The 26,360-nt window shown below is 44.1% G+C and carries 14 protein-coding genes; 13 read left to right on the forward strand and 1 reads right to left on the reverse strand.

The window, feature by feature from the left end; all coding sequences use genetic code 11:
• Positions 1 to 68: 68 nt before the first annotated feature.
• The 5 genes from BMX56_RS12990 (at position 69) to BMX56_RS13010 (ending at position 10,097) form a co-directional block, all read left to right on the forward strand.
• Positions 69 to 2,093, forward strand: coding sequence for an alpha-galactosidase (locus BMX56_RS12990; protein WP_255369832.1), 2,025 nt, complete (start codon positions 69 to 71; stop codon positions 2,091 to 2,093).
• Between the two features lie 50 nt (positions 2,094 to 2,143).
• Positions 2,144 to 4,351: an alpha-galactosidase gene (locus BMX56_RS12995; RefSeq protein WP_255369833.1), complete on the forward strand. Its 2,208-nt coding sequence runs from the start codon at positions 2,144 to 2,146 to the stop codon at positions 4,349 to 4,351.
• 192 nt (positions 4,352 to 4,543) lie between these two features.
• Positions 4,544 to 7,351, forward strand: a complete 2,808-nt coding sequence (locus BMX56_RS13000) for an outer membrane beta-barrel family protein (protein ID WP_090647870.1) — start codon at positions 4,544 to 4,546, stop codon at positions 7,349 to 7,351.
• Between the two features lie 232 nt (positions 7,352 to 7,583).
• On the forward strand, positions 7,584 to 9,140 hold the full coding sequence (locus tag BMX56_RS13005; protein WP_090647874.1) for a sodium:solute symporter family protein: 1,557 nt from the start codon (positions 7,584 to 7,586) through the stop codon (positions 9,138 to 9,140).
• A gap of 30 nt (positions 9,141 to 9,170) precedes the next feature.
• Complete coding sequence (locus BMX56_RS13010) at positions 9,171 to 10,097, forward strand: dihydrodipicolinate synthase family protein (RefSeq protein WP_090647879.1); 927 nt, start codon at positions 9,171 to 9,173, stop codon at positions 10,095 to 10,097.
• A gap of 59 nt (positions 10,098 to 10,156) precedes the next feature.
• Here the strand turns inward: BMX56_RS13010 and BMX56_RS13015 are convergent, their stop codons facing one another.
• Positions 10,157 to 11,047 (reverse strand): AraC family transcriptional regulator, encoded by an 891-nt coding sequence (locus BMX56_RS13015; RefSeq protein ID WP_090647882.1) that lies wholly within the window; start codon positions 11,045 to 11,047, stop codon positions 10,157 to 10,159.
• 442 nt (positions 11,048 to 11,489) lie between these two features.
• On the opposite strand from BMX56_RS13015, the gene BMX56_RS13020 reads away from it, so the two are divergent.
• From BMX56_RS13020 to BMX56_RS13055, 8 genes are all read left to right on the forward strand, one after another.
• The gene (locus BMX56_RS13020) at positions 11,490 to 12,170 is read left to right on the forward strand and encodes a DUF3826 domain-containing protein (RefSeq protein WP_090647889.1); all 681 of its coding nucleotides are present in this window, start codon (positions 11,490 to 11,492) and stop codon (positions 12,168 to 12,170) included.
• A 95-nt stretch (positions 12,171 to 12,265) separates the two neighbouring features.
• A complete protein-coding gene (locus BMX56_RS13025; protein WP_090647893.1) occupies positions 12,266 to 15,451 on the forward strand; it encodes a SusC/RagA family TonB-linked outer membrane protein in 3,186 nt (1,061 codons plus the stop codon).
• Between the two features lie 98 nt (positions 15,452 to 15,549).
• Positions 15,550 to 17,286: a RagB/SusD family nutrient uptake outer membrane protein gene (locus BMX56_RS13030; protein WP_255369834.1), complete on the forward strand. Its 1,737-nt coding sequence runs from the start codon at positions 15,550 to 15,552 to the stop codon at positions 17,284 to 17,286.
• A gap of 59 nt (positions 17,287 to 17,345) precedes the next feature.
• Entirely contained in the window at positions 17,346 to 19,007 is a 1,662-nt protein-coding gene (locus tag BMX56_RS13035) for a polysaccharide lyase (RefSeq protein WP_090647901.1), read from the forward strand.
• Positions 19,008 to 19,020: 13 nt separating this feature from the next.
• Positions 19,021 to 22,167, forward strand: coding sequence for a DUF6298 domain-containing protein (locus BMX56_RS13040; RefSeq protein ID WP_090647905.1), 3,147 nt, complete (start codon positions 19,021 to 19,023; stop codon positions 22,165 to 22,167).
• 6 nt (positions 22,168 to 22,173) lie between these two features.
• The gene (locus BMX56_RS13045; protein WP_090647908.1) at positions 22,174 to 23,559 is read left to right on the forward strand and encodes a glycoside hydrolase family 140 protein; all 1,386 of its coding nucleotides are present in this window, start codon (positions 22,174 to 22,176) and stop codon (positions 23,557 to 23,559) included.
• A gap of 18 nt (positions 23,560 to 23,577) precedes the next feature.
• Positions 23,578 to 24,522 carry a glycoside hydrolase family 43 protein gene (locus tag BMX56_RS13050; RefSeq protein ID WP_143065437.1) on the forward strand — a complete coding sequence of 315 codons (945 nt, stop codon included), beginning with the start codon at positions 23,578 to 23,580 and terminating at the stop codon, positions 24,520 to 24,522.
• Positions 24,519 to 26,354: a sialidase family protein gene (locus tag BMX56_RS13055; RefSeq protein ID WP_090647912.1), complete on the forward strand. Its 1,836-nt coding sequence runs from the start codon at positions 24,519 to 24,521 to the stop codon at positions 26,352 to 26,354. Before BMX56_RS13050 ends, BMX56_RS13055 begins: the two co-directional genes overlap by 4 nt.
• Positions 26,355 to 26,360 lie beyond the last annotated feature (6 nt).

Genomic DNA, 26,360 nt, shown 5'->3' on the forward strand with positions numbered 1-26,360 from the left:
TGGGACTTGGCATATCGGGGATTGCTTCGTACCTCGCAATAACGTTTTATTATTAAAAATACTAATCAATGAAAATACGCTATAAAATAATTTTTACCCTTTCGTTAGCCATGCAATCACTGTTTAGTATTGCATCAGCCAAACAAACGAGTACCGTAATAATCCCATACGGTAAAGGCAACAGCATTGTTTACGACCTTAAAACCGGCACCTATAATGTTTATCATGGCAAAAAAATATTTTTTTCTAATATAACAGCCACTTTCAAAATAAAAGATGTCGCCGTAGCCACAACTGATAATTTATATCGTAAATATGCTACTACGGCTATTAATGATGGTTTTGGCAAAGGCGAAAAATACGTAGTAACACTTACCCGTAATAACCTGCCAAAAATTGAACAGGTATTTTACGTTTACCCGAGCCGGGAATTTTTCCTGACCCAGGTTGTAATGACAGGAAAAAAAATATCCAGCAATGCCATTATTCCGTTTTCCGGGAATATTCCGGCTGTTTCGGGCGATGCGCGCAGCGTTTTTGTGCCCTTTGATAACGATACGTTTATCCGCTACAATGCCAAAGAGTTTAAAGCCCCGTTCAGCAATACCAGCGCCGAAGTAGGTACGGTATATGACAACGCCAGTCGCAACGGTTACATAGCTGGTTCTGTTGAGCACGAGGTTTGGAAAACCGGGGTACGCAGTACGGCCACCGGCGAAGGCAACCGGATAGTTGTTTGGAGCGGATATACCGAAGAAAGCGTAACCCGCGATAATATTGAACATGGCGATGTTAAAGGTGATATAGTGCAGTCGCCCAAGATATTTATTGGTTACTACAATGACTGGCGTACAGGTATGGAAGAATATGCCAAAGCCAACCGCATTGCCGAACCTCCGTTTGTTTTTAACTGGACAAAACCTACGCCTGTTGGATGGAATAGCTGGGGCGTAATGCAGGAAAAACTAACCTACGAGAAAGCCACCAAAGTAGTCGATTTTTTTGCCGATAGCCTGTCAACCTTCCGCACCGGTAATACCGCTTTTATCGATTTGGATTCCTATTGGGATTTTATGCTGAAGGGCGGCTTAGAAGGCGACTATAGCAAGCTGAAAGCATTTGCAGACTATTGCAAAAGTAAAGGCCTGCAACCGGGGGTATATTGGGCACCATTTACCGATTGGGGCTGGAAAGATGGCCCCGACAGAAAAGTAGCCGGCACTAATTATACCTACGGCGAAACCTGGACAAAAGTTGGTAAAGGCTACCACGATATTGATGGCGCAAGGGCTGTTGATCCTACACACCCCGCAACGCTGCAACATATTGATTTGGTGATTGGTAAGCTGAAAGAATGCGGCTTTAAGATGATTAAAATAGATTTCCTGGGTCATGCTACCGCCGAGTCTACCCATTTTTATGATCCTGCCATAACTACAGGAATGCAGGCCTACCGTAAAGGAATGGAATACCTGGTCAGCAAATTGGGCGATCAGATGCTCATTTACGCCGCTATATCGCCAAGTTTGGCATCGGGCCGCTATGTTCATACCCGCCGCATTGCCTGCGATGCTTTTAAAAGTATCGATAATACGCAGTACACCTTAAACAGTGTAAGCTATGGCTGGTGGCAAACCTATTTGTACAATTTTGTTGATGCCGACCATGTGGTATTAAACAACGAAACTGAAGGGGCCAACCGCGCCCGGATGCTTTCGGCCATAGTTACCGGTACGTTTATTACCGGCGACGATTTTTCCGTACACGGACAGTGGAGCTCAAGGGCTATAGCGTGGTATCAAAATCCGGAGATTTTAACGGTTATCAAAAATGGTAAATCCTTTAAACCGGTTGAGGGTAATACCGGCGAAAACGCGTCTGAACTGTTTGTTCGAAAAATTAGAAACGCGTATTATGTGGCCGTATTTAATTACTCGGATAAGCCCAAAGCGTTTGTATTGGATTTTAAAAGGTTAGGCCTGCCCCTGCAAAAATATAAAGTTACCGAAATACTGAAAGGCACGAATACAGATTTGAATGTAAAATTGCCTGCCGCTGATGCTGTATTATATAAATTTGAGTTCAAGAACTAATAATCAATAAATTTAACCTTATTTGTACCTGATTAATAACCTATAAAAAATTGAGAAAGACGTTTACAAACAAAGCATTGCCATTTGGTGTGGTGCTTGTAAGTTCGATAGTGATGGCTATGGGAAGCTACGCCCAAACTGTTACCATCCCGGTAGAAACACAAAATAATGCCCTGGTGCTGCAGACCGGAGGCGATAAAACCCTTAAAATGGTTTACTTCGGCAGCAAGCTGGGTAATGCCAAAGAGTACGAGCAGATAGGCAAAATGTACCGGCAGGCCGATGATTCGGGTGTGCTAACCGAAGCCTACATGGCATCGGGCTCGCAGAGCCTGGCCGAACCGGCAATAACCGTGACGCATACCGATGGTAATAAATCCCTCAACCTGGTTTATGTAAGCCACACCGTTACCAAAGTTGATGAAGATGTGAGCCTGCTGGCTGTTAACCTGAAAGATCCTGTTTACCCGTTTGAAGTAACACTATATTATAAAACCTATTTTAAAGAGGACGTTACCGAACAATGGTCAGTAATAAAACATAACGAAAAGGGCGAAGTAACCCTGAACAAATATGCATCGGCCAACCTTAATTTAAAAGGTAATGGCTTTTGGCTAAAACAGTATCACGGTAACTGGGCATTGGAGATGCAGCCAGAGGAAGCAAAGCTAACCCACGGCATTAAAACTATTGATAGTAAACTGGGCACCCGCGCCAATTTGTATGAGCCATCGATGTTCATGGTATCTATGGATAAACCTGCTACCGAGGATGAGGGCAAAGTAATGTTAGGCGCGCTGGAATGGTCGGGTAATTTTAAAATCGACCTGGAGCTGGATGTATCAAATAACCTAAGGGTTATTGCCGGTATTAACAACGCAGCTGCCGAGTATCATCTCAAACCAACTCAGGAATTTACAACGCCGGCGTTTGTTTATACTTACTCCGATCATGGTAAAGGAGATGCCAGCCGCAAGCTGCAACGCTGGGCACGCAAATATAAAATTGTTGACGGGCAGGGCGATAGACTTACCTTGCTGAACAACTGGGAGTCGACTTATTTTGATTTTAACGAAAGCAAACTGTTTGGTTTATTAAAAGATACAAAAAAATTAGGCGTCGATCTGTTTTTGTTGGACGATGGCTGGTTCGGCAATAAATTTCCACGTAATGGCGACCATGCGGGGTTAGGCGATTGGCAGGAAAATAAGCTTAAATTACCTAACGGGATCGGATCGTTGGTAAAAGAGGCAACGGCTGATGGCGTAAAATTCGGCATCTGGATTGAGCCCGAAATGGTTAACCCCAAAAGTGAACTTTACAGTAAACATCCTGATTGGGTGATAAAGCAACCAAACCGCCCCGAAAAGTATTTCCGTAACCAATTGGTGTTGGATCTTGCCAATCCTAACGTGCAGGATTTTGTATTTGGGATAGTGGATGACCTGTTTACCAAAAATCCAACCCTGGCTTATATTAAATGGGATTGCAACGCGGTGATCTATAACGCCTATTCTGCTTATCTTAAAAAAGACCAATCGCATTTGTATACCGACTATGTTTTCGGTTTGTACAAAGTATTGGAACGTGTTAGGGCAAAATATCCCAAAGTACCTTTAATGCTGTGCTCAGGCGGCGGTGGCCGTGTTGATTATGGTGCACTCAAATACTTTACCGAGTTTTGGCCAAGTGATAACACCGAACCCTTAGAAAGGGTGTTTATCCAATGGGAGTACTCCTACTTTTACCCGGCTATGACCAGCTCAAACCACGTTACCGACTGGGGTAAACAACCTATAAAATTCCGCACGGACGTGGCTATGATGGGTAAGCTTGGGTTTGACATTGTAGTAAGCAAACTAAGTGAGCAAGACCTTACCTATGTGCATGACGCGCTTAAAAACTATGAATACCTGAAAGATGCCATCTGGCACGGCGATCAATATCGTTTGCAATCGCCGTGGGATAACGATGCCGCATCTATTATGTATGTTAATGAAAGCAAATCAAAAGCAGTGGTATTTAACTATTTGGTTAATAATCGTTACAATGCCGGAACAAAGGTGCCTATCCGCCTGAAAGGCCTCGATCCGCAAAAAAAATACCTGGTTAAAGAGATTAACCTTTATGCAGGCTCCAACTCATCCATCGAAAATAACCTGGTTTTAACAGGCGATTTCTTAATGACCGTAGGCATCAACCCCGATGTTAACAGCGGCAGAACAAGCGTCGTTTTGCAGCTTGAAGAAAGTAAGTAACAAGGATGTTATGTAACAAGGCTGCAACAGTTTAAAATAAACCGTTGCGGCCTTGTATTTTTAGCCAGATTAATTCCTGTCAACTTTACAAGTTTTAAATTGATAGCCTCAAGTTATAAGCCAGCTTGCTACTTATAATTTCTGGCTCAGGACTTTTAACTCAGGGCTTAACCCAGCTACATCCGCCTTACCATGAAAAAAACTTTACTCTGTTTATTTATACTGATGTTTGCCGCCATGGGCTATGCCCAAAACCGCCGTGGAGGTGGCAATGGAAATGGAAACAATGGCGCCGGCAACTTCGGGAAGCAACGTGGTACCAAAGATCAAAAAGGTCCTTTACCTTTCAGGGAAGTTTATGGGGTAGTGAAGGATACTGCAAATAAAAAACTGGAAGGGGCAACCATTAAACTGGTATCGGCTACAGACAGCATGGTTACCAGCACCGGCCCGACAGGTAAGTTCAGGTTTGGGAAGGTTAAATCGGCTACTTTTGTTATCACTGTTACCAGCGTGGGGTTCCAAACGGTTGTCCGCAAGATGCTGAATAACGACGAATCGCGCAGTTTAGAACTTGATGCTTTTGTTTTGAAGCCGCAGCAACACATGCTGGGCGAAGTAGTGATAAATGGCGAGCCAAGTGTTACTTACAAAACCGATACGGTTGAGTATCGTGCCAGCGACTATAAAGTACGCCCGAACGCTACTGTTGACGAACTGATTAAAAAAATGGAGGGCGTAGAAGTTGCCAAAGACGGAACGGTTACCCACCAGGGCCAGGCCGTAGTAAAGGCCCGGCTGAATGGTAAAGATTATATTGGGGGAGATGTTGCCCAGGCAATTAAAAATTTGCCTGCCGATATAGTTGATAAAGTACAGATAATTGACGACTACGGCGACCAGGCGGCCCGTACCGGCATCAAAGATGGCGACCCGCAAAAAGTGTTGAATATTACCACAAGGGCCGATAGATCGGTAGGTAATGTTGGTCGATTAAGCGCGGGTGTAGGCAGTGACGACCGTTATGATAACCGCCTGTTTTTTCAGAGGATAAACGGCAACGAGCAGATAGGGGTGATAGGCAGTTTTGTAAACACCGTAAATGGTGTTTCGGGCGGAACCGGTGGCGGCAGTGGCGGTACTACCAAAACAGGTGGGCCTAATATCAGTTACCGGAGTTATCTTACCAAAAAAATCCAAATAAATACCAGCTACAACTATAATTTTCGGGATGTTAATTCAATTAACCATAGCGATGGTCAACAGTTTAGCACATTGGGTACCACTAATTTTATCAGGAATTCCAATTCGCAAAACAATAACAAAACTCATAACGTAAACCTGGAATTGGAGTATAATATAGATAGCGCTGATTACCTGAAAGTGACACCCAGTTTTAGCTACTCGGGTGTAAATTCAACAAACACATCTCAAAGTTTTAAAACCGGTCTCATTCACCAGGATATTTTAGGATTAACCGGTAGCAATAATACCGTGCCCACCTGGGGGGCTATTGTATTTTATCAGCATTTGTTTAAAAAACCAAAGCGCAACCTATCGCTGCAGGTAAGCTACAACCGGGCGGATAATGAAACAGTTAACGAGCAGGATAATAACATCATCTACTACCAGGATTCTACTAATCATGTTTTAAAAGATTCACTGGTGAACCGCCACATCAGCCGCAGTAACCTGAGTAAAAACTTCAGGACGAGCTTTACCTATGTTGAGCCGCTCACCGATGTGTCGCAACTGGAGTTTAACGCGCAGGTTAATTCGCGCAGCTATGATAACCAGGCCTATACCTATAACATAGATTCGTTAGGCAGGCGTAATTTGGTTGACTCTCTGAGCAATGTTTTTAAATATTCGTTTACCGAAACCCGGCTGGCCCTTAATTACCGTATCAATCAAAAAAAATATAATATTTCGTTAGGTGTTACCGGTGTGCCAACCGTTTTAGACGGTACAAAAATAACCGGCGGAGTGGTAAGTACGCATCGCACTAATTTTAACCTGATCCCGATAGCGCGTTTTCAGTACGTATGGTCAAAGCAGGAGCGTTTCTCGGTTAACTATTCTGGCAGCCCGCAAGAGCCTTCATTTAACCAGATTCAGCCTGTGCGCGATGAGTCTAATCCGCAAAACCCGGTTGTGGGTAACCCCGATTTGAAACCATCATTCAGGAATTCCATCAATTTGCAATACAATAACTACATAGTCGATTCAAAGTTCAATGTATCTGCCAACGCCAACGTGAGCTTTATTAAAAACCAAATTGTTACCAATACAGTGCAGATAGCCGATACTCTTGGCGCTTTGAAAAACGAAACACACTATATTAACTTAAATGGCAGCTATACAATAGGCGGGAACTACAATATTTCGAAACAACTGGACAATAGGAAATATAACCTGTCGCTTAACGGCACCATCAATTACGGCCATGGTGTGTCAATGAGTAACAACGTTCAAAACTTTACCACTACCTGGCATTTTAACGAACGTTTAGGCCCACAAATAAACCCAAGCGAATCGGTAGAAATTAACCCGTACGTTTCCTATGACGTGGCAAAATCATATTTCACGCTGCCGCACTCGGTAAATACCAATATCAGTACAACGGCTTTAGCCATTGATGGTAAATTTTATTTCCTTACCGGCCGTACTGCTACCTTTGGCTACAGTGCCAATAAAAATTTTGTAAAAGGGATATCGCAAAACCTTACCCGTAATCCTTTGGTCATTAACGCCTACATTGAACAGCAGTTTTTTAAGCGCCGCAACCTTACGCTCACATTCCAGGTATTTGATATATTAAAGCAAAACAACTTTGTTAACCAGGTAACTACCGAAAACTCGGTAACCAACACCCTCAGTAACGCCCAAAGCCGCTACTTCATGTTCAGCGCCAAGCTAAACCTGCAAAAATGGACGGGCTCGCCAATGCGTCACGGGCAACGGATGAAAAGGAGAGGGGACGGAAGTTTTATTGAATAATATAAACCTCTTTCAATTATATCGTCGGTTTCTTTGTAGATCAAATGAATACATTAGCAAATTTGGCAGCCAAAAAACTAAAAAATTGACCGGTGATTTTTCTGCAACCCAATGCTAATATCATACAATAGTCTGAAAAAATGTTACAGTAAATGATACAGCCACAATGCTACATTTGTTAATACAATTTTAAACCATAATATAAACTTTTACCGTTCAACCCGTTCCAAACATGAAAATGTTACCCGTGGTCGATTTTGCCGTTATAGGTATTTACCTTATTGCCATGGTATTAATCGGCTTTTATTTTTCGCGGAAGAATAAGAATGCCGAGCAATTTACCACCGGCTCGGGTTTGATACCGGGCTGGGCTATAGGGCTATCCATATATGCCACATTTTTAAGCAGTAACACTTTTTTGGGCGTGCCGGGTAAAGCCTATGGCGGTAACTGGAGCGCTTTTGTATTCAGCCTGTCTATGCCCCTGGCGGCGTGGATAGCGGTTAAATATTTTATACCTTTTTACCGTAACAGCGGCGAAGTATCAGCCTATACCCATTTCGAAAAACGTTTTGGGGCATGGGCGCGCACTTATGCGGTTATTTGTTTTTTACTTACACAGCTGGCGCGTATGGGCTCGGTGTTTTTTGGTATTGCATTAAGCCTGCAGGCGCTTACCGGGGTGTCTATGAAACTGATAATGCTTGTTATGGGTATTGCTATTATCATCTACACAGTATCGGGTGGTATAAAAGCGGTTATCTGGACGGAGGTAGTACAAGCCATTGTAAAAACACTGGGAGCAGTGCTTATTATTTACCTGGTGGTAACCAATGTGTCAGGCGGTTTTGCCCAAATACTGTCCATAGGTAAAACAGCCGATAAGTTTAGCCTGGGCAGTTTCTCGTTAAATTTTACACAGCCCACGTTTTGGGTAATATTGTTTTACGGTTTTTTTATAAACCTTAACAATTTTGGGATGGACCAAAATTATATACAACGGTATCATGCGGCAAAATCAACCAGGCAGGCAGCAAAATCGGTGTGGCTTTGTGTGCTGATATATATCCCGGCATCGTTTCTTTTTTTTGCGATAGGATCCTGCCTGTATGCCTACTATAGCCAGCATCCCGGTTTACTTTTGAGTATAAAGCACCAGGTAGCTGCGGAACGGCTTCCGTTAACGGCTACCCCCGGCCAGGTAAACGCCCTGATGGCCACATTAACGCCTGCCGATTATGGCGATAAAATTATGCCTCATTTTATGGTAACCCGTATTCCAACAGGGTTGGTGGGTGTTATTGTTGCCGCAATCTTGTCGGCCGCAATGAGCACCATTAGTTCGGGTATGAATGCATCGGCTACTGTTTTTGCAGTTGATATTTATAAACGGTATTTTAAACCGAAACTTAACAGCAAGCAGACACTTTTTTTATTACATATTGGCACCGTAGTATTCGGTTTTGCCGGTATGGGCGTGGGCATAGCTATGATAGGGGCAAAAAGTATTCTTGATTTATGGTGGCAACTTTCGGGCATATTTGCCGCGGGCATGCTGGGGTTGTTTTTATTGGGCATCATCAGCAGGCAAACCAGCAATCACGAGGCAATTATAGCTACCATTATAGGTGTTATAGTTATCATTTGGCTTACATTCCCGGCCATTATTCCAGATCAGTACGCATCGCTTCGTAGTACTTTCAATACAAATATGATTATTGTGTTGGGTACGCTCGCTATTTTCCTTACGGGCATACTTTTAACAAAAGCAAGGCGGCAAACGGTTTAATTCCTCATTTAAATTTAATTCAGAAAACAAATGGAACAGGCAAAAAAAGGGTTTATACCGGTAATGTTAACGCCCTTTAAAAGCGACGGAGGTATAGATTATGATGCACTTACGCAACTCACAGAGATGTATTTGCAGGCGGGTGCCGCAGGGGTATTTGCCAATTGCCTATCCAGCGAGATGTTTGAACTTAAGGAGGATGAGCGGCTGCAACTTATTAATCACGTTATAAAAGTAGTGAATGGCGCTGTGCCCATAGTAGCCACAGGTACCTTTGGCGGCACCGTTACGCATCAAGCCGATTTTATAAAAAAAGTACATGATACAGGTACAACAGCGGTAATTGCCATTACAAGTTTACTGGCTGATGTTAACGAGGCAGATGAAGTTTTGAACGACCGGGTATTTGACTTGTTTAACCAAACTGCAGGCATCCCACTGGGTTTTTACGAATGCCCGGTGCCTTACAAAAGGCTGTTATTACCACAGCAGCTTACTGATTTTGTTGCTACCGGCAGGGTAATTTACCATAAAGATACCTGTCTTGATATCGGCCAGGTAAAGCAAAAATTGGCTGCCCAGGCCGTAAACCCGGCCTTTGGTTTATACGATGCATATATGGGGCACGCCGTTGAAACTTTAAAAGCAGGTTCGGCCGGCCTGTCATGTATCCAGGGGAATTTTTTTCCTGAGCTAATTGTATGGTTGTGTAATAATTATGCCAATGAGGCTTTGCAGCACGCGGTAAACATGGTACAAGAGTTTTTAACAGATAATATGGTTGTGATGCATAATGTATACCCGGTTATAGCTAAATATTATTTAACCAGGCGCGGATTAAAAATTTCGACAGTTACAAGGCGCAACGTGGGGCAATTTTCGGCTTCGGTGCGTAACCAGATGGAAGATTTGTATAGCAGTTATACTTTACTGCAAAATAATATCGGTATTTGGTAAGAGCTAAAAGCAGAATAGCTAAAAGCCGACTTGTTAATTATAATATATAAATCAATTAGCTAGGCCACAGCAGCCTTTTGTCCTTTAATATATCGCCTCTTGTACTCCAGCGGGGTCATGTTGGTAACCCGTTTAAAATGCCGGTAAAAATTTGAAATATTATTGTAGCCGCACTCAAAACATAGTACCTCGGTAGGCAGCTTATCCTCAATTAAAAACCGGCAGGCGTGGCTGATCCTTATCTCCGTTAAAAAATCAAAATACGTTTTCTTGGTCATCAGCTTAAAATACCTGCAAAACGAGGTAACGCTTAAATTACCTATAGCTGCTATTTTTTCGAGGCTGATTTCCTGTTTATAGTTGGCAAGTGTGTATGAGCACACTTTATTCAGCCGGATGGTATCCGATTCGTTTGACTGGTGAAATTCGCTGTGTGAGAGAATGATCGGGGCAAACTCTTCAGTTTCGGCCAGTATTTTCAAAATAGATAGCAACACAATGATGCGTTCGAGGTTGGTTGCCTCAACCGCCTGGCGCATTAACCCAGCCAGCTTTTCCCTGGCTTCGCCTTTTATCACCATGCCGCTTTTAGCCTTTTCAAATAGTTTTGGCAGTAGGTAAGTTTCGGGCAAATTCAATAAATATTTGCCCAAACAATCCGGTAAAAAGTGAATTACAATAACCTCTACGTTCAAGCCAGAATCGGGTAAAAAGTATTCGTCCTTGCAGCGCCAGCAGTGGGGTAGGGCCTCGCCAAGTAAGGTGATCTCGCCGGGCGAAAAATTGCTGATATTATCACCAATAAAACGCACACCTTCGCCTTTAATTACGTAATGCAACTCCAGTTCGGGATGATAATGCCAGATACCCCGGAAGGTTGGCAAAATATCATGCCTAATGCTAAAAGAGTTCTGTGGTTTTACAGCAACCTTAAGGAAATGAGGCTTCATTTTAAAAAATCAATATACTGGTTATAAAATAAACAGTTTGAACACTGCTTTCTATATGGCTTACAATATTTAAAATTATAAAAATTAAGGCAAAAGATGTTTATAAAATGGTAACAATTTTTTGACGTTTGTTACATCAGCTGTGAAATTAAGGTTATGATAGGATCGTACAATAAATTGATAAATACAGGTAGAAATTGCACCCCCTAATATTTGATATTTGTTTAAGCATCCTGTAAAACAGTTTGCTGCAGCCAAATATATAAACCAATAAAGGTAGTCAACATATAGTTTTTAAATAAGGTATTAGTAATAAATATCAATTTGTTTTATTGTTGTAAATACGATCAAATTAACTGAAAAATATATAGTAATATTTATTAATAAATTGATTGTCAATATTTTATATGAAGTTCAAATTTTAATTTCTAATTAGGTAGAAATGATGATGAAAAAATATACTGTTATACTGGTGTTGATTTTTGCAGGATGCACAGCTTCGCTTGCACAATCGGCGCCGGATAGTAATACCGGCGATAAGTACACCGCGGTAATTACGCAACGCGCCGCAAAAATTGTTGATGTGTTAAATATTAGCGACTCGGTGAAGTACAAAAAGGTGCGCGATATTATAGTTGACCAGTACCGAAATCTTAATGATATATACAACGACAGGAACGCTAAAAACAAAGCAATTAAACAACAGTTTGCCGATGATAAAGCGGCAGCGGTAACCAAAACCGCAGATGTGGATAGTGGGATGGTTAAACAGCTGAGCGTGCTGCACGGCCAATACCTTTCAAAATTAACTGCCGAACTAAATGCCGACCAGGTGGATAAAGTAAAGGATGGCATGACTTACCGCATTTACCCCATAACGTACACCGCTTATTTAGATGAGATACCTAACCTTTCCAGCCTGCAAAAAGATAAAATAAAAGGCTGGTTGCTGGAAGCGCGTGAAAATGCTATAGATGCGGAATCGTCAGAGAAAAAGCACGCCTGGTTTGGCAAATTTAAGGGCCGTATCAATAATTACCTGTCGGCGCAGGGATACGACATGAAGAAGGAAGGCGAGGAGTGGCAAAAACGGATTAAAGAAAGGGCTGCTACAAACAAATAACTAAAAAAGTAGGGTTGATAAAGTGAGAAGTATTGCCTGAACATCAATTATAACCAATTAATTAACAGAATTATGAAATTCAATTCCATGAGTTTATGAGAAAATTTTTCCTCTTATTTTCGATATTGCTGATTATCAGTAGTATGTTAAAGGCCCAAACCCGAACCGTAACCGGCAAGGTGGTGAGCAGCGACAAAAACGAACCCCTGATAGGCGTTTCTGTTCAGGTAAAAGGGAGCACAGCCGGTACCACAACCGATACCAGTGGCAGGTATTCTATTAAAGTTACCAACTTACAAAGCGTGGTAATCAAAGTACAGTACATTGGCTACTCGTTCCAGGAAAAAACATTAAATGTTGGCGAAATGAATGCCGATTTTAAAATGGTACCCACATCAAGCAATCTTGACGAGGTGGTGATAGTTGGTTACGGAACCCAAAAAAGAAGTCACCTTACCGGCGCTGTTGAAACCGTAGATATGACGAAGATACAAGATATCCCAACAACCAATCTTGCTGCCGCGCTAAAGGGTACCAACGCCGCGGTTGGCGTATCCGGCGGTACGGCAAGGCCTGGGCAAAATGCCTCCATTACTATTCGTAACCCCATTTTCCTGGCAAAAGATGGTGGCAGCACCGATCCTTTATACATTATTGACGGAGCCAAGCGCACACTTTCAGACTTTAACCTGCTGGATCAGAGCGAGGTTGAAAATATCTCGATTTTGAAAGACGCCGCGGCCGCCATTTACGGTATCGAGGGAGCCAATGGCGTAATCATTGTAAAAACAAAACGGGGTCACTCTGGTCAGCCAAAAATAAGCTTTAGCGCGTCGGCAGGTTCGGCTGATGCGGTTCAATTGCCTAAAATGATGTCGGGCCTACAACTGGCAACCTGGTTAAATGATTATGAACAAGGCCTGAACGGGTTTAACATAACCCCTGATGGCTATATAGGCGGAGATTTAACAAAAAAAGACCTTAACTATTATACTCCTGATGAACTGGCCTATTTTGCCGATAACAACAACAACTTTTTAAAACAGGCGTTCCACCCGGCCTTAGTTGAGCGTGGAGCAGTTAACGTTAGTGGCGGTAACGATAAGGTTACTTATTTTGCCGGCGCAAATTATGTTAATCAAAACTCCAACTTCTCGGGTGTTAATACCAACCGTTTTGGTTTTCGCGGTAGTGTTGATGCAAAACTGACGCAAGGCTTAAAGCTTAGCTTATCGCTAAGCGAAGATGTATCCAAAAGCAAAAGCTATTGGTACAAACTGTCTGGCACATCAGAAAGTCTTGACAACGACTTTTTATCACTAAACCAGGCACCGCCATGGCAGCAATATTTTATAGATGGCCATCCGGTATACCTCAGCTCAAGAACAGCTACCGATAATATTAACTTTTTTGCAGTACAAAACTCAAATAATTATACCAGTAGCAATAATTACATTATGAATGCGCTGGCTAACCTAAGCTACGATATTCCGGGTGTAAAAGGCTTATCTGCAAATGTGAGTTATAACAGGAATATCAATAATAACTTCAGTAAGCAATACGGTACAAGCTTTGTTTATTACCAATACTCGGGTACCGGCTCAAATAACCATATACCGGGGGGCACAATTGTGGGTACACCCACAATAAAAAACGGGGATAGGGTAAGGCTAACGCCAAGCATTACGGATAATTACCAGTTTAACGTCAGCCTTAACTATAACCGTATTTTTGGTAAGCACGAAATATCATTTATTGCCCTTTATGAGCAATATGAAACCAGTTTTGAAGGCGTAAACGCCGAGGCTGACGGCGTAATACTTAACGGTAAAGACAACCAGAACTTTACAACCGGCGCACAATCATCAAACCAGGCATCTTCTATTAGTGAAGGTGGTAAACAGGCTTACGCAGCCCGTTTAAATTATGGTTATGCGGATAAATACCTGGTTGAATTATCGTTAAGGGCCGATGCCAATACCAATTTTCCTCCGGGAAACCAATGGGGATATTTTCCGTCGGGTTCTGTTGGATGGGTGGTATCCAAAGAAGATTTCTTTAAAAATGTTTCTTTTGTCGATTTCTTCAAGCTAAGGGCTTCCGTGGGTTCGTTGGGTAGTTATAACACAAAAGCATACCAATACGCTGTAAATTACAAAATTGGTACCGGAAGCGGCGGTGGCGCCGTATTTGGCGGCAACAACGCCGATAAAGGTATAGGCTTAACAACCAACATTGCTATTGCCAATCCTGATTATACCTGGGACCACGACACCAAAACGAACTACGGGATCGACCTTCGTTTCCTCAACAATCGTTTATCGGCCACTGCCGATTATTTCTGGGACCATCACTATAATATGCTGGCCAGTTTAAACTCATCGGTTCCGGTTACAGTTGGGGCCACGCCTTCAACAGAAAACTACGGCAGCATCAACACATTCGGTTACGAGGTGAGTGTATCATGGAAAGACCATATAGGTAAAAACTGGACCTACAATGTTAGCCCGTTTTTTACCTGGAGCGATAATAAGTACCTGAAATATGACCTGGCTTCCGGCTTGGCCGGCACCTTCCAGGATTTAACTAATAAATCAGGAGATCAGGGTACATTGGGTTATAAATCATTAGGTATTATCAGGACACAGGCCGATGCCGACGCGATTATTGCAGAACGTGCAACCGCGGCAGGCGGAGCTGGTAACGTAACTATCATGTCGCAGGCGGTTAAGCCTGGTATGTTAAACTTCCAGGATTTGAATGGCGATGGTATAATTGATTCGAAAGATTTACAGTTCCTTGGTCATAAATCCAATAATCATTATTCCATGGGCTTTAACTTCGGCGGCTCCTATAAATCACTAAGTTTAAATGTAATCATGGGTTTATCATGGGGCGGCACAGCATCAATTGAAGGAGCGGCAACCAAACAGGCTACCGCTTCAGAAAATCGCCCGGTTTTCTGGGCTGATCACTGGACACCAACCAACACTGAAGCAAAATATCCGGCGCCGTATTATTATCAAACTTATGCCGTAACAACCGATTTTTGGTTTGTGAGCCCGGTTACCTGGAATATTTCGAGCGCTAATTTAAGCTATGCTTTGCCCGATAATATTTCAAAAAAACTTGGTATGGCCAGTGTAAGGGCATATGTAGTAGCAACTAATCCGGTTTCGTTTTTAAATCCGTATCCAAACAGTTACCGAAGCCAGTCGACGCCATTTACTTCATATCCCAACCTTCGTACAATATCTTTTGGTTTAAACTTAGGTTTTTAAATCTTAAAAAAATGAAAACATTAAAATCACTAAATATAATATCGGCAATTGTTTTAGTAACGTTATCCGTGCTGCTAACAAATTGCAAGAAGGTTCTTATGAAAGAGGATCTGCAGTATACCACACCCACCGAAGTTTTTAACGATTCGACGCTGGCTATATTAAATATCAATTATATATACTCGGCAAATCAGCCGGCATGGTTTGGCAGTACCGGTGGCGCTTTGGGCGGCGGTGGCGCCATGTGCGATGAATTTTACGGCGATAACGCCTTTGTTAAGGGTACCGTGAATATTGAAACCGTTGGCGATATTGGTACTGCTGTATCGGTAAGTAATAATTACGGCAAAATAAGGGTTATCAATACCACGCTGGCCAGCCTTGCAACAAGTACATTACCGCAAGGGACAAAAAACAGGTACCGTGCCCAGGTTTTATTTTGGAGAGCTTTCAGATATTTTGACCTTGCCAGGTTATATGGTGGCGTGCCATTAGTGCTAACGCCCCTGCAGGCCATAGGCGCCGAGGCCAAGAATGCGGCTTTGCTGCCACGCAACAGCACGTCAGAATGTTTTAAGCAAATAGTGAGCGATTTGGATACCTGCATAAAATATTTGCCGGGCAAATGGACAGGTTCTGATTACGGTCGTATTACTTCGGGTGCGGTTGCGGCTTTTAAAGGCAGGGTGTTGTTAACCTACGCCAGCCCGCAGTTTAACCCTTCAAATGACCCAACCCGCTGGCAGGCAGCAAAAGTAGCCAATGATGCAGCCATCCAAACGCTTACTACAAACGGATATGGGCTTTATCCCTCGTATGATGGTTTATGGTTTGTAAAGGGAGTAGCCAACACCGAAGCCGTAATGGTTACCGAATATAATAACCAAACAGATGATAATGGCACAAACCCCAATGGATACGATAATGCTACCAGGCCGGCATACTTGGGCACAAAAGGCGGTTCAAATCAGCCAACGTGGGATATGGTGAAGAGCTATCCAATGCTTGATGGTGCTGCCCCGGGTACTTCAGCAAAGTATACCTATTCTGATAATACGTTTTTTGATAACCGCGACCCGCGGTTTAACCTTACGATAGCTTACAATGGCTGCAAATGGCCACTTTTGGGCAACACCAATTACAGGCTGTGGACATACTTTTACTACAGCAATGCCGCCGGTACAAGTACAAAATCTACCGAGCCTACGTCGCCAACCGGAAGCGGTTTTTACTTGCGCAAAGCTATTGATCCTTCAATTTCATTAAGTAACACGCAATATATTGGTACCGACTGGATTGAGATACGCTATGCCGAGGTATTGCTTAACCAGGCCGAATGCGCGGCTGCTTTAGGCGATGTTACCACAGCTTATACCAATTTGGTTGCCTTAAGGAAAAGGGCTGGTGTTGAAGCGGGCGCCGATAATTTGTACGGCCTGCAGGCAGGTATGGGCGCCGATCAAATGATAAGCGCTATCATGACCGAGCGACAAATTGAATTGGCCTTTGAGGGTAAAAGATACTGGGATTTGCGCCGCAGGAAATTACTGGAAAGTACTTTAAATGGCAAAAAGAGAACGGGCGTTACTATCACACTAAATAATACAGGCACAGGTAAGGACTACCTGCTATTAACCCGCGATGCTTTGGCAAATACATCTTTAGATGATCTTTATACCACATCGTTTACCGTTAAATCAAAAACGCTGGATACTTATAACCTTGCAGTACAATCTGAAGATTATTATTTTGGCATACCTACGGCAGCGCTGCAAAACAATTCAAATTTATTGCAAACCAATACCTGGGGCGGCGCATTTGACCCTTTGAAATAAGATACATAAATGGACGCTCATTTAAAGAGCCCTATTTTTAAGATAATATCAAATTAAACATGAAGAAACACACAGCCTTATTTATAGTTGCGGCAGCGTTGGGGTTTGCAAAGCCCGCGTTTGCCCAATACCCCGAGGTCCCTCAGAAGGTAAAAGACGAGAGTGAAGCATTAATGAAAGAGGCTACCCGCCGTTCAGACTCGGCCTGGCAAATTGCGTTGCCCATAATAAAAGCCGATCAAAGGCGGGGTAAGGTTTATGTGCCCTGGGCAGGAAGGCCGACTGATTTGCCACAGGCAAAAATCCCGGCGTTCCCCGGGGCCGAAGGCGGCGGCAAATTTACCTATGGCGGTCGTGGCGGTAAGGTTTATGTGGTTACCAGCCTTGAAGATAGCGGCCCGGGCACCTTGCGCGAAGCCTGCGAAAAAGGTGGTGCGCGTATAGTAGTATTTAATGTTGCAGGTATTATCCGTATAAAAACGCCCATTATAGTGAGGGCGCCATACATCACTATTGAAGGGCAAACTGCGCCCGGTGACGGTGTTTGTATTGCCGGCGAATCATTTTGGGTAAATACCCACGATGTAATTATCCGTTACATGCGTTTCCGCCGTGGCGAAACAAACGTTGGGCGCAGGGATGATGCATTGGGCGGTAATCCTGTAGGTAATATTATTGCCGATCACGTATCAGCAAGCTGGGGGCTTGATGAAAACTTTTCGATGTACAGGCACATGTTTGATCCGGGCGATGGTTCAAAAGAAGAAAAGTTGGGTACGGTGAATATCACCATCCAAAACTGTATCTATTCTGAATCGTTGGATTACTGGAATCATGCTTTTGGCAGCACTACAGGGGGCGAAAACAGCTCTTTGATGCGTAACCTTTGGGCCGATAACACCGGCCGCAACCCATCGGTAGGCTGGAATGGGGTTTATAATTTTGTAAACAATGTGGTATTTAACTGGCACCACCGCTCGATGGATGGCGGCGATTATACTACAAACTATAACGTTATCAATAACTACTTTAAACCCGGCCCGGTGACACCCAAAAACGAACCTGTCGGGCACAGGATACTGAAACCCGAATCGGGCAGGAGCAAACTGAAGGAGAAATTTTTTGGCAGGGTATACGCTGTGGGTAACATCATGGAAGGCTATCCTGAGGTAACTAAAGATCCATGGAACGGTGGTATCCAGGTTGAAGGGCCGGGAGGTAAGGAGTTACCTGATGCAGGTGAGTATAAAGATTACATAAAATCGGATGTTCCGTTCCCAATGCCGTCTTTAACTATCATGTCGGCTACGGATGCCTATAAATTTGTGATTGCTAATGCGGGCGCCACACTTCCCAAGCGCGACCCGGTTGATGTACGCATTACAGAACAGGCGCGTACCGGAAAAATTGTATATAAAGAGGTGGAAACCGATACCGCTTTCCAGTTTAAAGTGCGCAAGTTACCTAAGGATTCTTATAAATTAGGCATCATCACTGCTCCATGGCAGGTTGGCGGATATCCCGACTATAAAGGTACGCCATACAAAGATTCGGATAACGACGGTTTACCTGATGCCTGGGAAATTGCACATGGCCTTAACCCTAAAGATGGCGGCGATTCGGCTTTGCCGGCAAAAAATGGCGGTGGTTATACCAATATAGAGGTATATTTAAATACCGTGGCGCTTAAAGGAGAAAAGAAACTGGCTGCGTTAAAATAATTATAATATAGTAATGTTAAGATTTTGGGTAAGTAGGTTTATATTTATGTTGGTTGGAGGTATGCTTTTGCATGCCTCCTTATTTGCTCAAAAAAAGAAACAAAGCAAACCACAGTCACCTGTTGTTGCCGAAAAAAAGGGCAAGCTTGTTTATGCAGTAACCCCTAATGGCGACCGTATTCCAGATTATTCATACTGCGGCTATATGGCTTCTGAACAGGCCATACCTAATGTGCCTGTACGCATTGTAGTGCCACTAAAGCCCGGCGATGCAACGCTCAGAATTCAGTCGGCAATTGATTACGTAGCTGCTTTACAGCCTGATAAACAGGGAATCCGTGGCGCGGTATTGCTAAACAAAGGTGTATATCAGGTTAAGGGTAGTTTAAATATCAAAGCTTCGGGTGTGGTTTTACGCGGAAGCGGCATGGGCGCAAACGGTACCACATTGTTTGCCGCCGGTACGGATAGGGAAACATTCATCCGGGTTGCCGGCACTAAGGACAGGCAAACATCAAAAGAAATTAAAATTACAGACGCTTACGTGCCTGTAAATGCATCCGTTTTCCATATTGCCGATGGTGGTGCAATTAAAGCGGGCGATATGATCCTGGTACACCGCCCCAGCACGCAAGCCTGGATAAACACCATAAAAACCGACCATTTTGGTGGCGATTTAACAACGCTTGCCTGGAAACCCGGCGAGCGTGATATTTATTGGGACCGTAAGGTAACAGCAGTTAATGGTAATACAATTACCATCGATGCTCCGCTTACTACTGCCTTAGATAGCGCGTTTGGCGGGGGCCTTATATCAGCTTACACATGGCCAGGCCGCATCGCACAGGTTGGTATCGAAAACCTCGAACTGCAGTCGGCCTATGATCCCTCAAACCCTAAAGATGAAGCGCACCGCTGGATGGCTGTAACTATGGAAAATGTTACTGATGCCTGGGTAAGGCAGGTTACATTCAGGCATTTTGCCGGTTCGGCAGTATTTGTTTTGCCTACCGGTAACCGTATTACTGTTGAGGATTGTAAATCATTGGCGCCGGTATCAGAAATTGGCGGGCAGCGACGAAATACATTTTTAACCATGGGTGGCCAAACGCTGTTTCAGCGCCTGTATACCGAAAATGGCTTTCACGATTTTGCCACAGGTTATTGCGCGCCCGGTCCTAACGCATTTGTGCAATGTATGGCGGTTCAATCAAATAGTTTTAGCGGCAGTATAGATAGCTGGGCTTCAGGTGTTTTATTTGATATTGCCAATATAGATGGGCAACCTTTAAGCTACCTTAACCGCGGCCAGGATGGGCAGGGAGCAGGATGGAATGCGGCAAACAGCCTGTTTTGGAATTGTACTGCTGCCCGGGTTGATTGCTATCAGCCGCCAACAGCGCAAAACTGGGCTTTTGGCACCTGGGCGCAATTCGCCGGCGATGGCTATTGGGAAGAATCAAACAGTTCTATTAACCCGCGCAGCTTTTATTATGCTCAATTGGCCAACAGGCTAAATAAAGATGTGAGCAACCAGGCCAATATTTTATATCCGGCGACAGAACCATCAAGCAGCCCAACTGTTGAGCAGGCGGCCGAATTAATGGCCGCTGCCCGGAAACCAGCTGTTACCATTAACGAATGGATTGATGAGGCCCCTAAAAGAAATCCCATCAATATTTCATCAACAGGAATAAAAAACATTGATCAGGTAGGGTATAAGCCGTCAGTTGGCGCCACGCCGGCCCCAAAAATGACGGTGCTTAACGGCTGGCTGGTACGTGGGAACACGGTATTGGCAGGTAAACATTTTGAAACACCCTGGTGGAACGGCACTGTCCATCCCGATTATACCGATAAGGAAGCCAAACCGGCCATTGCCCGTTGGGTGCCCGGCCAGACCGGGACAGGACTTACCGACGATTTAAACGATGTAGCTGGCTGGATGCTTCATGACAACATTATAACATTTGAGCATAATTATGGCTTATGGTATGATCGCCGCCGCGATGATCATGAACGCATCCGCAGGATGGACGGCGACGTTTGGGCGCCATTTTATGAACTGCCTTTTGCCCGCAGCGGTAAAGAGTTAGCCTACGATGGCTTAAGCAAATACGACCTCACTAAATACAACACCTGGTACTGGAGCCGTTTAAAACAATTTGCCGACCTGGCCGATCTGAAAGGTTTGGTACTGGTACATCAAAATTATTTTCAGCATAATATTATTGAAGCCGGTGCACACTATACCGATTTTCCATGGCGCACTGCCAACAACATCAACGGTAGCGGTTTCCCCGAACCGGTTCCTTACGCGGGTGATAAACGCCAGTTTATGGCCGAGCAGTTTTATGATGAAACTAACCCAGTGCGGCGTAAGTTTCACCAGGCTTATATTAACAAATGCATGGATAATTTTGCGGGCAATAACGGTGTAATTCAGTTGATTGGAGCTGAGTTCACCGGCCCGCTCCATTTTATGCAGTTTTGGGTAGAAACCGTTAAGCAATGGGAAACTACCCGTAAACACAAAGAAATTATTGGCCTTAGCGCCACCAAGGATGTGCAGGATGCCATCCTTGCCGATCCTTCAAAAGCATCGGTTATCAATGTGATCGACATTCGTTACTGGTATTACCAGGCCAACGGCGCGGCATATGAACCCATTGGCGGCCAAAGCCTTGCCCCGCGCCAGCAGGCCCGCATTTTAAAACCCAAAGCAACATCTTTTGAGCAGGTTTATCGTGCCGTACATGAGTACCGCACTAAATATCCCGATAAAGCTGTGCTGTTTTCTGCCGATGGATACGATCATTTTGGCTGGGCTGTATTTATAGCCGGCGGCTCATTGCCTGTATTACCGGCCGGTACAGATAAACAGTTTTTAAATGCGGCAAGCGGCATGAAGTCTGCTGAACTGCCCGGTGCGCCAAAAGACCAATGGGCATTAAGTTCGGCCAAAGGATACATTGTTTACACCAATGCTGATAAGGCCGTTCGTTTGGATCTGCCTGCCAATACCATTTATAAAGCGCAATGGATAGATCCCCAAACCGGCCAGGTCTTGCCGGGCGACCAGGAGGTAAACGGAGGTAACGGAACCGAAATAAAAAACCCTAACGTTGGTGCAGCCATTTTATGGCTAACACGTAACTAAATAATTATGTTAAAAAAGGCTGTTTTAATTGGCGTTATCTCTTGTTTGCTTTTCTCGTTCAAAAGTAATGAAACAGCTATGCCTGTTTTAAAAATAGCGGCAAATCAACGGTGCTTTACAGCAGCGGGCAAACCTTTTTTCTGGTTGGGCGATACCGGCTGGCTGCTCTTCTCGAAAATGAACCGTGAGGAGACTGAACAATACCTGGATACCCGGAGCAAGCAGGGGTTTAACGTGATACAGGTTATGGTAGTGCATAGCATTAAAGAAACAAACGCCTATGGCGACTCGGCTTTGGTTAATAAAGACCTGGCCATGCCAAAAGTTACAGCGGGCAGTACTTTTGGTAACGGCCGTGAATACGATTACTGGGACCATATCGACTGGGTAATAGGCAAGGCCGCCGAAAAGGGGCTGTACATTGCATTGGTACCTGTTTGGGGATCGGTAGTAAAAGAGAACCATATAGGTCCGGCCGCAGCCAGAGCATATGCGGAGTTTTTAGCCAAAAGGTATAGCGGCCACTCCAATATAATATGGATGAACGGAGGCGATATAGCCGGCACCGATTCGATGAAAACATGGAACGCCATTGGCAACACGCTGCGCAGCCTCGATACAACGCATTTGATCACCTACCATCCGCGCGGCCGTACACAATCATCTACCTGGTTTCATGACAAGAGCTGGTTAAGTTTTAATTGTTTTCAATCCGGCCATCGTACCTATGCACAGGATACCTCAAAAAAAGACCTCAAATATGGCGAGGACAACTGGAAATACGCGCAGGCAGATTATACCAAAACCCCCATAAAGCCCACACTGGATGCCGAACCATCCTACGAGAAAATCCCTTATGGCCTGCATGATATCAAGCTTCCTGTGTGGACAGATGCCGATGTAAGGCGCTACGGCTACTGGTCAGTTTTTGCGGGTGGTTGCGGGTACACCTATGGCGATAACGATGTGATGCAGATGCATAAACCCACAGATAAAGGCAGCGCTTACGGATCAAAAGGATATTGGTACAATTCCATTAACGATCCCGGCGCCAGGCAAATGATCTACCTGAAAAAGCTGATGCTTTCGCGGCCCTACTTTGATCGTATACCAGATCAGCATTTGATTGCAGGCTTGCAAGGCGAAAAATATAATAGGCTGATAGCTACCCGGGGCAAAAACTATGCATTTGTTTATACTTATACGGGCAGAGAGATGAGCATCAATCCCGAAAAATTAGCTGGATCAAAAATAAAAGCTTCGTGGTTTAATCCCCGTAACGGACAAGTTACAGCTATTGGGACCATGGCAAAAGCAAAAACACTTAAATTTAATCCTCCCGGCAGGAAGGCAAACGGCAACGATTGGGTGCTCATTCTCGACTCCATATAAAACCTATTAAAAACACACGTGAAACGGCTATTTACATATATATTACTATTGTTTGCTTCTGCTATAATATCATGCAAGGCGAGTAAAAGCGTGTATATGTTTACGTCGTTTCATGAACCGGCAAATGAAGGGCTCCGTTTGTTGTACAGTTATGATGCCATACATTGGACAGACCTAAACCGAACATTTATAAAACCCGAAGCCGGTGAAGCAAAAATTATGCGCGACCCATCCATCGCCCAGGGCCCCGATGGTGTTTACCACCTGGTATGGACAACCGGGTGGAAAGATGATAAGGGAATAGGCTACGCCAGTTCGAAAGATTTGATTCATTGGTCAGCCCAGCAGCATCTTAACGTGATGGAGTACGAGCCGACGGCAGTAAATGCCTGGGCACCGGAGTTGTTTTATGACGACGAGGCCGGCAGGTTTATTATCGTATGGGCATCAACAGTGCCAAATCGCTTTGCAAAAGGGCAGGAGGACGAGAACAATAACCACCGGCTTTACTATACCACTACTGCCGATTTTAAAACTTTTGCACCAACCAAATTATTCCTGGATCCTGGCTTTAGTGTAATTGACGCCGAAATTGTAAAGCGGGGCAAAAACGATTATATCCTGGTAATGAAGGATAATACCCGGCCTAACCGTAATATCCTGGTAGCTTTTAGTAATAATCCCCTGGGGCCTTACAGCAACTATACCAAACGCTTTACCGAAACGTACAGCGAAGGTCCGTCTATGACCAAAACCGGTAAAAACTGGTTTATTTATTACGATTCGTACCGGTTAAAAAGATATGGCGCTATGCGCACAACCGATTTTAAAACCTTTACCGATATAGCCGACAGTATAAGTGTGCCTACAGGGCATAAACACGGAACTATATTTAAAGTAACCCAAAAGCAACTGAACTTACTGTTAAAAGATTCGGTAGCTGTTAAAACTAATCAACAATGAACAGGACTATCTATATATTACTTTTTACCATTATTGCTTTTTGCGCCAGGGCACAGGATACCGTGCACTACAGCGGCAATACGGTAGTAAATGTTGATTATCACCACGGGCAGCTAAGCCCGGCTATAGGTGTTCATAGCATGCAGATATTGAGGGCCAACCGGGAACATCCTGAGCTGGCTGATGGTTTTGGCTTCACTTATAACCATGCACCCATGCTGGCCTATTGGAACAATACTTTTTATGTTGAGTATTTGAGCGATAAGGTGGGCGAGAGCGTGCCTCCCGGTCAAACACTGGTAGTCACATCTGCCGACGGGCAAAACTGGTCGAAACCAAAATTGGTTTTTCCGCCTTACAAAATACCCGATGGTACTACAAAAGAAGGGCATCCCGGCGTGGCAAATAACCTGTATTCGGTAATGCACCAGCGCATGGGCTTTTATACCGCCAAATCAAAACGCTTGCTGGTATTGGGTTTTTATGGCATTTGTTTGGATGGGCACGATGATCCCAATGATGGGCAGGGCATAGGGCGTGTGGTGCGCGAGGTTTTACCAAACGGAAAATATGGCCCCATCTACTTTATCCATTACAACCCTAAATGGAACGAAAAAAACACAAGCTACCCCTTTTATAAAACCAGTAAAGACAAGGGGTTTGTGCAGACCTGCGACGAGTTGATGGCTAACCCATTAATGATGATGCAGTGGGTAGAAGAAACCGATAAAAAAGACCCTTTAATCCCATTGCATAAAGATTATAAGGCTTTCAATTTTTATCACCTGCCCGATGGCCGGGTAGTAGGCTTATGGAAATACGCGCTGACAGCCATTAGCACCGATAATGGTAAAACCTGGCCTGCAAATGCTGCACGTGCGCCACGCTTTGTAAACAGCAATGCCAAAATTTGGGGGCAGCACACATCCGATGGTAAATATGCAACAGTTTATAACCCTTCCGAATTCAGGTGGCCCTTAGCTGTTTCCGTTAGTGATGATGGGCTCAATTATAAAAATCTGTTACTGGTTAACGGCGAAATTTCGGCCATGCGGTATGGCGGCGCTTATAAATCATATGGGCCGCAATATGTGCGCGGGATAGAAGAAGGCAACGGTACACCACCCGATGGTAACCTGTGGGTAACCTACAGCATGAATAAGGAGGATATCTGGGTATCATCAATACCTGTACCCCTAACCGAAATAGCCGGTGCACATGCCAATGAAGTATTTAATGAGATGCCCGCGGGTAAAGAGCTGGCGCTGTGGAATACCTACAGCCCGCAATGGGCGCCTGTGGCTATTGAAAAAGCCCCTGACGGCGAAAAAAGCCTCACCTTGAAGGATAGCGACCCTTTTGATTATGCCAAAGCAGAACGCGTGGTGCCTGTATCTAAAAAGTTAATGGCCGATTTTACCATCATCCCCAGGCAAAATAATACCGGAATGTTGGATATAGAGTTCCAGGATGAAAAGGGCAGTGCTGCTATCAGACTTACGCTCGATTCGGCGGGGCAGTTTAGGACCAAGGCGGGATACCGTGATAAAAACATTATGAAGTATGAGGCAGGCAAGCCTTATCATATCATCCTGAAACTAAACACCAATACCCGTTTTTATACCATGAATGTAAACGGAAAAGATGTACTGACGGCATTATTTTTTGCCCCGGTATTAGGCGTTAACCGTGTTGTTTTCCGTACAGGCGAGGTACGGCGTTTTCCCGACACGGACACACCAACGGATCAAAACTACGACCTGCCAAAAGCGGGAGAATCTGCCAGGTCCGCGGTTTATTACATTAAATCATTTAAAACAGGCAATTATTAAAAATGG

It is taken from the genome of Mucilaginibacter sp. OK283, from assembly GCF_900110415.1.
Classification (GTDB): domain Bacteria; phylum Bacteroidota; class Bacteroidia; order Sphingobacteriales; family Sphingobacteriaceae; genus Mucilaginibacter.

Bases quoted from the DNA above. Each gene is read 5' to 3' on its own strand.
- BMX56_RS12990 (WP_255369832.1), top strand. From the start codon at position 69: ATGAAAATACGCTATAAAATAATTTTTACCCTTTCGTTAGCCATGCAA.
- BMX56_RS13000 (WP_090647870.1), top strand. From the start codon at position 4,544: ATGAAAAAAACTTTACTCTGTTTATTTATACTGATGTTTGCCGCCATG.
- BMX56_RS13005 (WP_090647874.1), top strand. From the start codon at position 7,584: ATGAAAATGTTACCCGTGGTCGATTTTGCCGTTATAGGTATTTACCTT.
- BMX56_RS13010 (WP_090647879.1), top strand. From the start codon at position 9,171: ATGGAACAGGCAAAAAAAGGGTTTATACCGGTAATGTTAACGCCCTTT.
- BMX56_RS13015 (WP_090647882.1), bottom strand. From the start codon at position 11,047: ATGAAGCCTCATTTCCTTAAGGTTGCTGTAAAACCACAGAACTCTTTT.
- BMX56_RS13020 (WP_090647889.1), top strand. From the start codon at position 11,490: ATGATGATGAAAAAATATACTGTTATACTGGTGTTGATTTTTGCAGGA.
- BMX56_RS13025 (WP_090647893.1), top strand. From the start codon at position 12,266: ATGAGAAAATTTTTCCTCTTATTTTCGATATTGCTGATTATCAGTAGT.
- BMX56_RS13030 (WP_255369834.1), top strand. From the start codon at position 15,550: ATGAAAGAGGATCTGCAGTATACCACACCCACCGAAGTTTTTAACGAT.
- BMX56_RS13035 (WP_090647901.1), top strand. From the start codon at position 17,346: ATGAAGAAACACACAGCCTTATTTATAGTTGCGGCAGCGTTGGGGTTT.
- BMX56_RS13040 (WP_090647905.1), top strand. From the start codon at position 19,021: ATGTTAAGATTTTGGGTAAGTAGGTTTATATTTATGTTGGTTGGAGGT.
- BMX56_RS13045 (WP_090647908.1), top strand. From the start codon at position 22,174: ATGTTAAAAAAGGCTGTTTTAATTGGCGTTATCTCTTGTTTGCTTTTC.
- BMX56_RS13055 (WP_090647912.1), top strand. From the start codon at position 24,519: ATGAACAGGACTATCTATATATTACTTTTTACCATTATTGCTTTTTGC.